Genomic DNA, 14,680 nt, shown 5'->3' on the forward strand with positions numbered 1-14,680 from the left:
TACACAATTTCATGAGACTGATTCACCGCAAGGCGCGTCCATCTGTCATCAAGCGTTATCCACATGTGGATAGTTATTTTTCGACACCCGCACCTTCAAAAAAAGGCAATGCCTCTTGGTGGGAGCCATTGCCGAGCCTATCAACTTATTCATCTATCGGGGGGTAATGACGATTCGCCGGTTAGGCTCGTCTCCCTTACTGTACGTCTTCACTTTCGGATGATTCTGCAGCTGATAATGAATGATCTTCCGATCCTGTGCAGTCATCGGTTCCAGAACTACCTCTTGCTTCGATCGTATAACCCTGCCCGCAAGACGGTCGGATAATTCCACCAGTGTCTTGCGTCTGCGTTCCCGAAAATCCTCAGCATCAAGGACGATTCTTACAAAACTGTCTGAATGGCGGTTCGCGACAATATTAGCCAGATACTGCAGGGCATCAAGCGTTTGGCCTCTGCGTCCGATCAGCATGCCAATATCTCCGGTGCCGGAGATGGCCAGCTGAACACCTTCTCTGTTTGTCTGCCGGTTAATATCTACTTGAAGGCCCATAGCCTCAGCCACTTCATGCAGAAATTGTTCCGTTTCAACCACAGGGTCGACCGGCTCGGGCAGAAGCTCAAGTTCTACCTTGGCTTCTCTTGTGCCGATTAATCCGAACAGCCCCCTGGAGGGCTGTTCAATAACCGTTACATTAACCCGTTCTTCCGTAACCTGCAGCTCAGCCAAACCGTTTCGTACAGCTTCTTCGATCGTCTTTCCTGATGCTACGATTTTCTTCATTTCGCAGGGGCCTCCTTAGCCTTACCCTTGTCGGATGAACGAACGTAGAGGAAATAGTTTTGGATAATCGTATAGATGTTGCTGTAGATCCAGTAAAGCGGAAGTGCGGCCGGGAATGACATCGCCATGACGAAGATCAATACCGGGAAAATAAGCAGTATCGCCTGCATTGGATTATTCGGCTGCTGCGGCATCATCTTCGATTGGATGAATGTCGTAATTGCCGCAATGACCGGCAGAATATAATACGGATCCTTCTCTCCAAGCTGAAGCCAGAGGAATTCATGTGTACGAATATCCGGGTTCCAGTAAATCGCGTTATAAAGCGCGATAAAGATCGGCATTTGAATGAGCAGCGGCAGACAGCCCGCGAGCGGATTAATCTGATGCTGCTGGAACAGCTTCATTGTCTCTTCCTGCTGCTTCTGCGGATTATCCTTGAATTTCTGGCGGATCTTCTGCATCTCCGGCTGAATGGCCTGCATCGCCTTCGAGCTGCGGTACTGCTTCAAAGTAAGCGGCAAAATCAGAGTCCGGACGATGATCGTCAGCAGCAATATGGACAGTCCATAAGAGCCGGTGAACCAATCAGCGAACGTATCCAGCATAAGCGCAAACCAGTAAACAACGTTCTTCTCCCAGAAGTTGCCCTTCAGCAAATCCTCGGTCGTGGTCGTATGGTCTGCAGGCGCACAGCCCGACAATACGGCCATCAGCCCAACCAGGCCTAGAACAAGCCACCATTTCTTATTACGAAACAACATCAAAACTCCCCTCTGCTGAGACAAGCATTCTAGAAAACTATACCATAATACAAGCCGCAAGGAAACAGCCCCGGACGGGCGAAGCCAGCGCTTTCACCGATCCGGCCGGGGCTTTAGTAATCCCGCTTTGCGAAGCACATGCAGCATGCTCTTCTCGAGTTCCTTGGTCTTCATCGCAACGGCCGGCTTGCGGACGATAAGGATGAAATCCGTATGCTCGGCAATCAGCGGCGCGTTAAGTCTAACCATTTCCTTTACTACCCTGCGAAGCCGGTTCCGCACAACCGCGTTGCCAAGCTTCTTGCTGACCGACACGCCCATCCGGAATTGCTCCGTCGCGGGCCGCTTCGACCAGTACACAACAAATTGACCGTTCGCAAACGATTTTCCCCACTTATATATACGTGAAAAATCGCTCCGGTTCCGCAATCGAAGCTTTCTTTGCATAGACGCAAGCCCACCGAACTTTCCTTTTTATTAATGAAGTATGGTCCAAAACCGAAAAAAAAAGACCACCGCACGTGGTCTTTTAGTTACGCACTCAATACTTTTCTACCCTTTTGACGGCGGGCACTCAGTACTTTGCGGCCATTCTTCGTAGCCATCCGCTTGCGGAAGCCGTGAACTTTCTTGCGCTTGCTTACATTCGGTTTAAATGTCGGTCTCATGATTTTGCACCTCCTGGTTCCGATCTATTTAAATACTGCATCAGCATTTTAAATGAATCATACTACTTTTTATCTGTGTCTGCTTTCAAAAAACGCCTTTTCAATTAAAGCACACCCAACGGTAAAAGTCAATAATGGCTGGGCCAGACGGTTGATCTCCCTCCACATTGAGCCCCTTGTCGAGGTTTAGCCTGTTGATAACCTGGTGAGGATAGAAACCGCTCGAAATTGATAACATGTGAATAAGTTTTTGGGGCTGTGAGCAGTTTTTGTCGAACGATTAACAAATTATAAACAATATCTAGTGTTGTCCATAAGTTTTATGCACAACCTGTTGTAAATGTGGATAAATTATTGATTTGCGTTGAAATCACAGGCGTCTTTTGCTATGATAGTCTTGTTTTCGATGTGGATGAATCCATATCATCCCCAATATTATCAACAGCCTGTGGATAACTTTGTGAACAAGTTTTATCCCCTTTTGATAACTTCTCAACTGTTATCGTGTATAGTGTGGATAATTCCGCCGCACTTCCAGCTTATTCGACAAACACATGCACCATCGTCCAGGGCCGCTGTTTTACAGCAGCATGCAGCAGCCTCCATTTTCTGATGCCTTTTTTCCGTGCATGGTATTTTTTTTCTATAACGGGTTCACCGCAGCTCAATCTGCGGCGCAACCCTTTTTCGTCGCTTGCCAAGACCGTTGGAAGCGGCTGAATTCTCTTGCTGTAACAACGGTTAAGGAGTGACAATCTGTGGATAGCTATAGCCAGGCAACATGGCAGGAAGTCCTGTCTATTATAAAAACCAAATTAAGCAAGCCGAGCTTCGATACCTGGTTTAAGGCGACGAAGGCTTCTTTCGCATCCGACGAAATGGTCCTGATTACAGCACCCACGACATTCGCGGTAGAATGGCTGGAAAGCCGGTACACGAAGCTTGTGAGGACAACGCTGACGGATTATCTGGGGCGCCAGGTTGATATCAAATTCATCATTGAAGAGAACAAGCCGCCCGAGCCGGCTCCTGCGCCGAACCAGTCAGCTGCTCCCCAGCCGATCGTTCACGAAGAGTCTTTCTCGCATATGCTCAATCCCAAGTACACCTTTGATACCTTCGTCATCGGTGCCAACAACCGGTTTGCCCATGCTGCTTCGCTTGCTGTTGCAGAAGCGCCGGCCAAGGCGTATAACCCCCTGTTCCTGTATGGCGGCGTGGGGCTTGGGAAGACACATCTGATGCATGCCATCGGCCATTATATTCTGGAGCATAATCCGAATACGCGCGTGCTCTATATCTCCTCGGAGAAGTTCACGAACGAGTTTATTAACGCCATCCGCGATAATCGCGGCGAGAGCTTCCGGATTAAATACCGCAATATTGATATTCTGCTCATTGACGATATTCAGTTCCTGGCCGGTAAAGAGCAGACGCAGGAAGAGTTTTTCCATACCTTTAACGCGCTTCACGAGGAACGTAAACAGATCATTATCTCAAGTGACCGGCCTCCCAAGGAGATCCCGACACTCGAGGAAAGGCTTCGTTCCCGGTTTGAGTGGGGTCTGATCACCGATATCCAGCCGCCTGATCTGGAAACCCGGATTGCGATTTTGCGGAAGAAGGCCAAGGCTGAGAATCTGGATATTCCGAACGAGGCAATGGTTTATATAGCGAACCAGATTGATACGAATATCCGGGAGCTCGAGGGCGCGTTAATCCGCGTCGTGGCTTATTCTTCGCTAATCAACCAGGATATTTCCTCTCATCTGGCAGCCGAAGCGCTGAAGGATATCATTCCATCGGGCCGTCCCAAGATGATTACCATCCAGGATATCCAGCAGCGGGTTGGCGAATACTTCGGGCTGAAGCTTGAGGAATTCAAGGCGCGCAAGCGGACCAAGGCTGTAGCCTTCCCGCGGCAAATCGCCATGTATCTGTCCAGGGAGATGACCGACTATTCCCTGCCCAAGATCGGCGAAGCATTCGGCGGACGTGACCATACGACCGTTATTCATGCTCATGACAAGATTACGCAGCAGGTGGAGAAAGATCAGGAGCTCTACAAGATCATTCAGAATCTAACCGACAAAATAAAAAATGGTTCGTAACCGGTTGTGAACAGTATGGAAGCCTATGCACACGCTATACACATGTGGATAGGCTTCTTTTATCGGCGTTATTCACGGTTATCCACATATTCAGTGCCCCTACTACTGCTACTACAAAAAATGTTATTATATATATCATCATGTAGAACGGTGTCTGAACGGATTCCGAAGCCCTGCCGGTTTACCCCAGTTTTCGTTATAGGAGTGAAATCATGAAGTTAACCATCGCCAAAAATGAACTTAATGACGCCATCCAGCAGGTTTCCAAAGCTGTCTCCTCAAGACCGGCTATTCCGATCCTTGGCGGCATCAAATTTGACGTCACCCATCAAGGTGTTACCTTAACAGCCAGTGATACCGATATATCGATCCAAAGCTTTATTCCAGCGGAACAGAGCAACAAAACAATTGTCCAGGTTTCAAAGCCCGGAAGTATTGTGCTGCCTGCCAAATTCTTCGTAGAGATCGTGAAGAAGCTGCCTGCAAACGAGGTTGAGATTGAAGTGAAGGAGCAGCTGCAAATTTCCGTTCGCTCTGGTTCAACTGATATTCAGATGGTTGGTCTTGATGCCGAAGAGTTCCCGGTGCTTCCATCAATCGAAGAGAACGAATCGCTCTATGTTGCCGGTGATCTGCTTAAGTCGATGATCCGCCAGACGGTGTTTGCGGCTTCAACAAGCGAACAGACCCCAATCCTGACCGGTCTCCTGTGGAATCTGCAGGATGGCGAGTTCAAGTTCGTCGCGACAGACCGTCACCGCTTGTCCAGCCGGACGGCCAATATTGAGACAGCCGAGGGCTACCGTTTCAACAACATCGTCATTGCGGCCAAAACGCTGAACGAGCTGTCCAGGCTGGTGCCAGACTCTTCCGAGAAAGTCGAAATTGTGGTAGCGGACAATCAGGTTCTGTTTAAAGTAGGGCAAGTGCTGTTCTTCTCCCGCGTTCTCGACGGCACCTATCCGGATACTTCTAAGATTATTCCGCAGCAATTCAAAACAGAACTGGTTCTAGAAACAAAAAATTTAACAGATGCCATCGACCGGGCCTATCTGATGTCGCGGGAAGAGAAGACGAACATCGTCCGCCTTATCACGATGGAGGATGGAACAATCGAAGTGTCATCAAGTTCATCCGAGCTTGGCAAGGTTACCGAGCAGCTGAATGTAATAGCCTTCAACGGAGATCCCCTGCGGATCGCCTTCAACTCCAAATATATGCTTGATGCGCTGAAAGTGATTGACAGCGAGCAGATTTCCATCGGTTTTAACGGTGCAATGAGCCCGATCATCCTGAAGCCGACCGACCACTCGCATAATCTGCATATTATTCTTCCTTACCGGACGACAAGCTGATCAAGCAGGCCTGCTTTAGGGAACAATGATGGCAGAACATTGGTGAAGGGATGTGCAGACAGGTGAAAGAAGTGACGATTACAACGGCATATATTACACTGGGCCAGTTTCTTAAGATTGCGGACTGTATTGGCACAGGCGGACAGGCCAAGTTTTTTCTCCAGGAAAACGAAATCCATATCAACGGAGAACCGGATAACCGCCGCGGCCGCAAGCTGTATCCCGGTGATACGGTTGTTGTGGAAGGATGCGGCTCGTTTAAAGTCGTGTAAATCACGTAATGCAAAGGGAACAGTGGCACATTAACGCTGCGCCGTGTTATAGATCAGGAGGACGCATCCTTGTTTTTAAAATCCATTGAACTGCAGCATTACCGGAATTATGAACGGGTTGAGCTTCAAACCGACAGTCAGGTGAATATCTTTATCGGGCCCAATGCACAGGGCAAGACGAATCTGCTTGAAGCCATCTTCGTCCTTGCCCTCTCCAAGTCCCATCGCACCTCCAAGGACAAGGAACTGATCGGCTGGCAGTCGGATACGGCACGGATCATAGGGGAAGCCGAGCGTAAGTACGGTACGGTTAAGCTGGAGCTTGCTTTCTCGGGACAAGGCAAGAAGGCGAAGATCAACGGACTTGAGCAGCGCAAGCTGAGCGATTTTGTTGGTACGCTTAATGTCGTCATGTTCGCGCCTGAGGATCTCGAAATCGTAAAAGGAACACCGGGCATACGCAGACGGTTTCTGGACATGGAAATCGGTCAGGTGCAGCCCGGTTATTTGCATACCCTGCAGCAGTATGCCAAGGTGCTGGTCCAGCGCAATAACTATCTCAAATCGGCCTATCCAGGCGGTGCCCAGCAGGCGATGCTGGACATCTGGAATGCCCAGCTTGTGGAGTATGGTGTTAAAATCATAAAAAAGAGGCAAAACTTTATAAAAAGGCTGCAAAAGTGGGCGGAGACAATCCATGCGGGCATTACGGCGGGAACAGAGCAGCTGGAGGTACAGTACAAGCCATCCTTCGAAGCGGCTGCATCGGAAGATGAATCTGTTTTATTTGAGCAATTTATGATAAAGTTATCACAAGTGAAAGAGCAGGAATTACGGCGCGGAATGACGCTCGCGGGCCCGCATAGAGACGATCTGGCCTTCTATATCAACGGGAAGGAAGCCCAGACCTTCGGCTCTCAGGGACAGCAGCGGACGACCGCATTGTCGCTCAAGCTGGCCGAAATCGAGCTGATCCGCGAAGAGATCGGGGAGTATCCTGTGCTTCTGCTGGATGATGTTCTGTCTGAACTGGACCGGAACCGGCAGACGCAGCTGATCGAAACCTTCCAGAGCAAGGTACAGACCTTTATTACAACGACCGGGCTTGAAAGCGTCGATATCGCTAAGCTGCAGGACGCTAGTCTCTATCATGTGAAGGAAGGCAGCGTTATGCGGTAAAGGATGCGGCGGCAGAGCGAAAGAAGGGACGGGTGTCATGTATATCCATCTGGGCGGGGAGAAAATCGTACGTGCAGCTGAGCTGGTGGCGATTTTTGATATATCCATCGAGCAGTCATCCAAAATTTCCAAGCAGTTCGTAACGCATGCAACAAAGCGCAAGGATGTGGAGGTCATTGGCGAGGAAGAGCCGAAATCCATTGTCATTACCGGACAGCGGGTCTACTACTCGCCTATTTCGTCTTCCACGCTGAAGAAGCGGGCGCATCAGTTTTCGGATATGTGACCTGCGGCATAAATATATTATATTTCATCATCGTGTTTTATACAGAAGCAGCAAGCAGTTGAGAGGAGCAGTGAGTTAGGCATGACCTTGAATCAGCAAGCGTACGATGAGAGTCAGATTCAGGTTCTTGAAGGTTTGGAAGCGGTACGTAAACGTCCCGGTATGTACATCGGTTCTACCAGCAGCAAGGGGCTTCATCACCTGGTCTGGGAAGTCGTAGATAACAGTATAGACGAGGCGCTTGCAGGCTACTGCAGCAGGATCGAAGTCATCATAAGGGAAGACAACAGCATTACGGTTATAGACAACGGCCGGGGTATCCCAGTCGGGGAAAATACAAAGCTGAAGAAGTCGACGCTTGAAGTCGTTCTTACTGTGCTTCACGCCGGGGGCAAGTTCGGCGGCGACGATTCCGGTTATAAAGTATCCGGCGGTCTGCATGGCGTCGGTATTTCCGTAGTGAACGCCCTCTCGGAATGGGTAACTGTTCAGGTAAGGCGGGACGGTAATGTATATGAGCAGTCTTACCGCCGCGGTGTCCCGCAGCATGATATCAAGGTAGTAGGCGAAACCGATGTTACGGGAACAACCGTAACGTTCAAACCGGATGAAGAGATTTTTACCGAGACGACCGTCTATGATTATGATATTCTGCAGGGCAGGATCCGGGAACTCGCGTTCCTGAACCGGGGAATTGAGATCGTCCTGACGGACGAACGTACTGAGACGACCAATACGTACAAATATGACGGCGGCATCAATGAATTCGTCAAGTACCTGAACCGCAACCGGGAAGCGCTGCATGAAACGCCAATCTACGTGGAAGGCTCCAAGGATCACATCCAGGTGGAAGTAGCGCTCCAGTATAATGACAGCTACACGGAGAATATCTATTCGTTCGCGAATAATATCAATACTCATGAGGGCGGCACGCATGAATCCGGCTTCAAGAGTGCGCTCACCCGGATCATCAATGATTATGCCCGCAAGTCAGGTTTTATCAAGGATAATGATTCGAACCTGTCGGGTGATGATGTCCGCGAGGGCCTGACGGCGATCATTTCCGTGAAGATTCCGGAGCCTCAGTTCGAGGGTCAGACGAAGACCAAGCTTGGCAACAGTGAAGTACGGGGGATCGTTGAATCGTTCTTTGCCGAGAAACTGCAGGAGTTCTTGGAGGAAAACCCGTCTGTTTCCCGTAAAATCATGGAGAAGGGTGTTCAGGCTGCGCGCGCAAGGGAAGCGGCCCGTAAAGCCCGCGAGCTGACACGGCGCAAGAGCGCGCTGGAAGTCAGTGCACTGCCGGGCAAGCTGGCAGACTGTTCATCCAAGGATGCTTCGATCAGTGAGCTGTACATTGTCGAAGGCGACTCCGCCGGCGGCTCTGCCAAGCAGGGACGCGACCGTCATTTTCAGGCGATTCTGCCGCTGCGGGGTAAAATCCTCAACGTGGAGAAGGCGCGTCTTGACCGGATTCTCGGTAATGCTGAGATCCGGGCGATTATTACGGCGCTGGGCACAGGAATCAGTGATGACTTTGACCTGGCGAAGGCGCGTTACCACAAAATCATTATTATGACCGATGCAGACGTTGACGGTGCCCATATCCGGACACTGCTGCTCACATTCTTCTACCGGTATATGCGTCAAATTGTTGAGGCTGGTTATATCTATATCGCGCAGCCGCCGCTCTTCAAGATTGAGCGCAACAAGACGATCCGCTATGCCCAGAGCGAGAAGGAACGCGACCAGATCATTGCTGAATTTGGCGAAGGCGCGAAGGTGAATGTGCAGCGCTATAAAGGTCTTGGAGAGATGAACGCAGGCCAGCTGTGGGAGACGACGATGGATCCGGAAAGCCGCACGATGCTTCAGGTTACTATCGAGGATGCCATGATAGCTGATACCATTTTCGACACCCTGATGGGTGACAATGTGGAACCGCGCCGTGATTTTATTCAAGAGCATGCGAAGTATGTAACAAATCTGGACGTATAGTCCGGTTATACGAATAATGAATACGAAGCCGTCCCTTTAAGGGGACGGCTTTTGTGTTTTATGCGCATGGCCGGATGAGCGCAGCTGCCTGGCTCGCTTGCTGCGTCTGCTGTGCTTAAAGCGTCCGTACGCAGCGGCATAGTGATAGATTTTACGAAAAACAGCAGGATCGTCATGCTTGCGAAACAGCCAGGGATCTGGAAGTGTGTTCACTTCCAGCAGCCAGGGACGTTTGTCCGTATCAATGGCAATATCCAGTCCGAGCTCCTTCAATCTGGGGTAAGCAGATTGGAGACCGCTTGCTGCTGCTGCGCCAATCAACTTTAAACGCTGGGTAAGAGCTTGACGTTCCTCATCCGTAAGAATCGCTTGTGTAAGCTGTTCGAAGGATAATGGCGTACCGCCGCTGTGATAATTGGTAACGGCCTTGGCTGGATGGGCAAGACGCCCGATGATCCCGGTTGTCTCCCATTTGCCCTTGGGATTCTTCTGGACCATAACGCGGAGATCAAATCGCCGGTCATTATACCGAAGCAGCTCGATGCCTCGCTGAACGAGATACTTTTTATGTCCCGCAAGTTTTCGGATCCCTTCATAGAGACGATCGAAGGAAGAGTAGCTATAGATGTCAGATTGAAGCTGCAAGCGGTAAAGACCATCCGGCTGCTGTTCAATCCGCATAACGCCATTGCCGAATGATCCGATATCAGGCTTGATATATACCATAGAATGCTGAGTCAGCATTTCATTGAGAGAAACCTTGGACAGCTCCCTGGTCAGGGGAATAAAATCCCGGATATAGCAATGCTGCTCAAGCACTTTGGTTTTGGCTAATTTGCTTTTGACTCGCTGAACAGCCAACAGAGGCATCTCCTTTCAGAAAGTATGCCGCACAAGGAATTTTAAACCGGACAAAAGACAAGGAATGGGCTATAATGAAAATTAGGGACTAATGTCGCATGCCTTGGTGTTTCGTAACAGTATATGTCGAATGGTCCGCCTCGGTACAGCGTGTTTGCCCATTTCTATGCCGGTCTAGAACCGCATGTGAAAACCATAACGTTTAATTGTACTGGAAACGTGAAAGTAATATAATATAGTTTGGTGCTTTTTTAGTTATGTCAGGAGGTTTAGCATGGCCGAAGAACAACGTTCTCAAATAATAGATCGCGATATCGGCACGGAAATGCGCGATTCGTTCATGGATTATGCCATGAGCATTATAGTAAGCCGTGCACTGCCCGATGTCCGTGATGGACTTAAGCCGGTTCACCGCAGAATTTTATTTGCGATGTCTGAGCTTGGTATGTCTCCGGATAAACCTTATAAGAAGTCCGCAAGAATTGTCGGTGAAGTAATCGGCAAGTACCATCCTCATGGTGACTCAGCCGTTTATGAATCGATGGTACGGATGGCGCAGGACTTCTCATTGCGATATATGCTAGTTGATGGTCACGGCAACTTCGGCTCCATTGACGGCGATTCTGCCGCAGCCATGCGTTATACCGAAGCGCGCTTGTCCAAGATGGCTATGGAGATGCTGCGTGATATCAACAAGGAAACGATTGATTATATACCAAACTATGACGGTGAGGAGCATGAGCCAGTTGTTCTTCCGGCGCGGTTCCCGAACCTTCTCGTCAACGGTGTGTCCGGTATTGCTGTTGGTATGGCAACGAACATTCCTCCGCACAATTTGACAGAGGTAATCGAGGGTGTTCAGGCCGTGATTCGTAATCCGGAGATCACACCTATCGAGCTGATGGATTATATAAAAGGCCCGGATTTCCCTACTGCTGCCTATGTTATGGGACATGCAGGGATTCGGCAGGCCTACACGACCGGACGCGGCTCCGTCACGATGAGGGCCCGTGCGACAATTGAGGATAATGGCGGTAAGGCCCGCATTATCGTTCATGAAATCCCGTTCCAGGTCATTAAGGCCAGACTGGTAGAGAAGATTGCCGAGCTAGTGCGCGAGAAGAAGATTGACGGCATTACCGATCTTCGGGATGAATCTGACCGCAACGGTATGCGGATCGTCATTGAGCTGCGCAGAGACGTTAACCCGAATGTGGTGCTCAACAATCTGTATAAGCAGACACCGATGCAGACGAATTTCGGGATTAATATGCTGGCACTTGTCAACGGCGAGCCAAAGATCCTCAACTTGAAGGATGTGCTGTATCATTATTTGCAGCATCAGATCGAAGTTATACGCCGCCGGACGGAATACGATCTTCGCAAGGCAGAAGCAAGAGCCCATATTCTCGAAGGTCTGCGTATCGCACTGGACCACTTGGATGAGGTTATTGCCCTGATCCGTTCTTCCCGGACAACCGAAGAAGCACGCGAAGGATTGATCGAGCGCTTCGAGCTCACCCATGACCAGGCGCAGGCCATTCTGGATATGCGTCTTCAGCGCCTGACAGGCTTGGAGCGGGAGAAGATCGAAGCGGAGTACGCTGAACTCCTCAAGAAGATTGCTGAGTACAAGGCGATCCTGGCGGATGAGCAGCTGGTGCTGAACATTATCAGTGAGGAGCTCGAAGAGATTAAGGAGCGCTTCGGTGACGAACGCCGCACAGAGATTACAATTAGCGATGAAGAGATTCTCGATGAAGATCTGATTCCGCGTGAAGATGTAATTGTGACGATAACTCACAGCGGCTATGTGAAGCGTCTGCCGGTCTCGACCTACCGCAGCCAGAAGAGGGGCGGACGGGGCGTAGTTGGTATGGATACGAAGAATGATGACTTTGTAGAGCATCTCTACGTATCGAATACCCATCATTACCTGCTGTTCTTTACGGATAAGGGCAAGGTATATCGCCTGAAGACCTATGAGATTCCGGACTTGAGCCGTACAGCACGCGGAACGCCGATTATTAACCTGCTGCAGATCGAACAAGGTGAGACGGTTAATGCGGTTATCCCGGTTGAGTCTTTCGAGGGAGAGCAGTATTTAATTTTTGCAACGAAGCTGGGTATCGTAAAGAAGACACCGCTGGAGGATTATGCCAATATCCGTAAAGTCGGTCTGATAGCCATTAATCTGCGTGAAGATGATGATCTGATCGGTGTCCGGCTGACCGACGGCAATCGTGAGATCATTATGGGAACTGGCCTTGGAATGTCGATTCGCTTCTCGGAGAATGATGTCCGTTCTATGGGACGTTCGGCTACTGGCGTTAAGGGCATTCAGCTGGATGAGGGTGACGAAGTCATTGATATGGACGTAGTGGACCCGGATCTGGATGTGCTGATTGTGACAGCTAAGGGTTACGGTAAGCGTACGCCAGTGAGTGAATACCGGATTCAGACACGCGGTGGTAAAGGGATCAAGACACTTAATGTTACCGACAAGAATGGCCGTATCGTGGCGCTCAAGGTCGTAAGCAACGAAGAAGACCTGATGATTATGACATCGTCTGGAACCTTGATCCGGACCAGTATGTCGGGCATCTCCACCATGGGCAGGAACACACAAGGCGTACGTCTGATCAATATACGTGAAGAAGATTCCGTAGCGACGGTAACCCGTGTACAGCGCAGTGAAGAGCCGGCTCTTGATGCGGATGGTGAAGCTGAAGAGCTTACGGAAGGTGAATTGCCGGATATCCCGGTGACGGGTGAAGAGACTGATGGGGATTCGGCGGACGAATAGTCCTCCGGATCTGCTGCATCTCGTAATACGTAGGATCAACAATTTGCACATGCTTCACATAGATTATCGAGCAGAGTTATCGGGAGGGAACGCCGGCCATGACATCGGTCGCATTGTCAAAAGTTAAGCTAGGGGATCGGCTTGCTCAGGATGTGATTACCCCTCTCGGGAGTACGCTCATGCACAAGGGTGCCGTCATTACACCGCGAGAGCGGGAGGTACTGGAGGCATTTTTGATCCAAGAGGTCGTTATTGAGTCACGTGAAGGAGGACTGGCTGCCCGGCCGAAGCAAGAGGAGTCTCAGTCTGCCGAAACTAAACCGCTAACGAATCTTGAAGTGGAATATAACCATATGTTCACCCTGCTCAAACGTATCTTTTCCACGAATACGTCTGGCATCGGTCTTCCCATCCTTGAACTGCGGAACCAGCTGGAGCAGCTTCTTAAGAACAGCAGTGAATATAACGTTCTGGCTTTCCGTCCAACTGTGGCGGAAGATAACGACTATATGTTCCACAATAGCGCATTGTCTGCATTGACCTCCTATCAGCTGGCACAGTGGTGCCAGTTTCCCCAGAGGGACTGGATGCCGATTGCTATGGCCGGTCTGTTCCACGATATCGGTAATATCAGGATTGACCGTACGATCTTATATAAGCCGACAGAACTGACCAGAGAAGAAGCTGAAGAAATGAGAAGGCACACACTTCATGGGTACAACCTGCTCAAGAATGTACCGGCAATCAATGAAGGTGTTAAATTAACAGCTCTTCAGCATCATGAGAAGATAGATGGAAGCGGGTATCCTCTGGCGATCGGGGGAGACAGTATCCATCCATATGCAAGGATAGTCGCTATAGCGGATATTTTCCATGCTATGACGCTGAAGCGTTCCTATCGTCAATCCAGTTCGCCCTATCAGGTATTGGAGCAGCTGCAGGTAGAGTCGTTTGGTAAATTGGATCCGTCCTATGTCCGAACATTTATTGAGAAGGCAACACAGTTTCACAACGGTATGGTTGTTCAGCTGAGCGATGGCCGTACCGGAGAAATCATCTTCTCAGACCGGCAGCATCCTACAAGACCTTGGGTGTCTGTGAATGGCCAGATCGTTAATCTGACCATAGAGCGCAATTTGCATATTCATTCAATCGTTCAACCCGGGTAGGGTTTAAGGATTTGCAAGATAGGGAAAGCTGTATCGGAGGGCTGCAAGTTAAGCTGCCGATGCGGCTTTTTTTATTGCAGACTGTAGGCGAAAAAGTTTTTGAATAAAAAAGCTTGCATTCAGTTAGACAGCTGTGATATATTATTCAAGTCGCCGCTGAGAGGCGGACGGCACATTAGAAGGTATTCAACAATACAACCTTCGTAATTGTTCTTTGAAAACTGAACAACGAGCGAACTGCCCTGTCATTCCTTCATGGAATGATGGATAAGCAATACAGAATGAGCAAGTCAACTTTCATTACTTTAATGGAGAGTTTGATCCTGGCTCAGGACGAACGCTGGCGGCGTGCCTAATACATGCAAGTCGAGCGGATCTTTGAAGGTGCTTGCACCTTTAAAGATTAGCGGCGGACGGGTGAGTAACAC

Annotated in this window: 13 protein-coding genes and 1 rRNA gene; 9 read left to right on the top strand and 5 right to left on the bottom strand. The window is 49.7% G+C overall.

Annotated features, from left to right (window positions below):
* Positions 1-153: 153 nt before the first annotated feature.
* The 4 genes from jag to rpmH all read right to left on the bottom strand — a co-directional run bounded on the left by jag (position 154) and on the right by rpmH (position 2,215).
* Positions 154-783 (bottom strand): RNA-binding cell elongation regulator Jag/EloR, encoded by a 630-nt coding sequence (gene jag / locus DNH61_RS07485; protein WP_111146032.1) that lies wholly within the window; start codon positions 781-783, stop codon positions 154-156.
* Positions 780-1,547 carry a YidC/Oxa1 family membrane protein insertase gene (locus DNH61_RS07490; protein WP_111146033.1) on the bottom strand — a complete coding sequence of 256 codons (768 nt, stop codon included), beginning with the start codon at positions 1,545-1,547 and terminating at the stop codon, positions 780-782. The genes jag and DNH61_RS07490 overlap by 4 nt, the downstream gene beginning before the upstream one ends.
* A gap of 93 nt (positions 1,548-1,640) precedes the next feature.
* On the bottom strand, positions 1,641-1,994 hold the full coding sequence (rnpA, locus tag DNH61_RS07495) for a ribonuclease P protein component (protein WP_111146034.1): 354 nt from the start codon (positions 1,992-1,994) through the stop codon (positions 1,641-1,643).
* Positions 1,995-2,080: 86 nt separating this feature from the next.
* Positions 2,081-2,215, bottom strand: a complete 135-nt coding sequence (gene rpmH / locus DNH61_RS07500; protein WP_111146035.1) for a 50S ribosomal protein L34 — start codon at positions 2,213-2,215, stop codon at positions 2,081-2,083.
* Between the two features lie 758 nt (positions 2,216-2,973).
* On the opposite strand from rpmH, the gene dnaA reads away from it, so the two are divergent.
* The 6 genes from dnaA (at position 2,974) to gyrB (ending at position 9,416) form a co-directional block, all read left to right on the top strand.
* Entirely contained in the window at positions 2,974-4,326 is a 1,353-nt protein-coding gene (gene dnaA, locus DNH61_RS07505) for a chromosomal replication initiator protein DnaA (RefSeq protein ID WP_111146036.1), read from the top strand.
* Positions 4,327-4,538: 212 nt separating this feature from the next.
* Positions 4,539-5,681 carry a DNA polymerase III subunit beta gene (gene dnaN, locus DNH61_RS07510; RefSeq protein WP_111146037.1) on the top strand — a complete coding sequence of 381 codons (1,143 nt, stop codon included), beginning with the start codon at positions 4,539-4,541 and terminating at the stop codon, positions 5,679-5,681.
* A gap of 62 nt (positions 5,682-5,743) precedes the next feature.
* The gene (gene yaaA / locus DNH61_RS07515) at positions 5,744-5,953 is read left to right on the top strand and encodes a S4 domain-containing protein YaaA (protein ID WP_111146058.1); all 210 of its coding nucleotides are present in this window, start codon (positions 5,744-5,746) and stop codon (positions 5,951-5,953) included.
* Positions 5,954-6,022: 69 nt separating this feature from the next.
* Complete coding sequence (gene recF / locus DNH61_RS07520; protein ID WP_111146038.1) at positions 6,023-7,132, top strand: DNA replication/repair protein RecF; 1,110 nt, start codon at positions 6,023-6,025, stop codon at positions 7,130-7,132.
* Between the two features lie 37 nt (positions 7,133-7,169).
* On the top strand, positions 7,170-7,418 hold the full coding sequence (gene remB / locus DNH61_RS07525; protein ID WP_111146039.1) for an extracellular matrix regulator RemB: 249 nt from the start codon (positions 7,170-7,172) through the stop codon (positions 7,416-7,418).
* 81 nt (positions 7,419-7,499) lie between these two features.
* On the top strand, positions 7,500-9,416 hold the full coding sequence (gene gyrB / locus DNH61_RS07530; RefSeq protein ID WP_111146040.1) for a DNA topoisomerase (ATP-hydrolyzing) subunit B: 1,917 nt from the start codon (positions 7,500-7,502) through the stop codon (positions 9,414-9,416).
* A 36-nt stretch (positions 9,417-9,452) separates the two neighbouring features.
* Here gyrB and DNH61_RS07535 read toward each other — a convergent pair whose 3' ends face one another.
* Positions 9,453-10,277 carry a YheC/YheD family protein gene (locus tag DNH61_RS07535; RefSeq protein WP_111146041.1) on the bottom strand — a complete coding sequence of 275 codons (825 nt, stop codon included), beginning with the start codon at positions 10,275-10,277 and terminating at the stop codon, positions 9,453-9,455.
* A gap of 274 nt (positions 10,278-10,551) precedes the next feature.
* On the opposite strand from DNH61_RS07535, the gene gyrA reads away from it, so the two are divergent.
* The 3 genes from gyrA to DNH61_RS07550 form a co-directional block, all read left to right on the top strand.
* A complete protein-coding gene (gyrA, locus tag DNH61_RS07540) occupies positions 10,552-13,083 on the top strand; it encodes a DNA gyrase subunit A (RefSeq protein ID WP_111146042.1) in 2,532 nt (843 codons plus the stop codon).
* A 98-nt stretch (positions 13,084-13,181) separates the two neighbouring features.
* Positions 13,182-14,252, top strand: coding sequence for an HD-GYP domain-containing protein (locus DNH61_RS07545; RefSeq protein WP_111146043.1), 1,071 nt, complete (start codon positions 13,182-13,184; stop codon positions 14,250-14,252).
* A 305-nt stretch (positions 14,253-14,557) separates the two neighbouring features.
* Positions 14,558-14,680: ribosomal RNA gene (locus tag DNH61_RS07550) — 16S ribosomal RNA — on the top strand; the annotation flags it as partial.

The sequence above is a fragment of the Paenibacillus sambharensis genome (assembly GCF_003233845.1).
GTDB lineage: Bacteria > Bacillota > Bacilli > Paenibacillales > Paenibacillaceae > Paenibacillus_I > Paenibacillus_I sambharensis.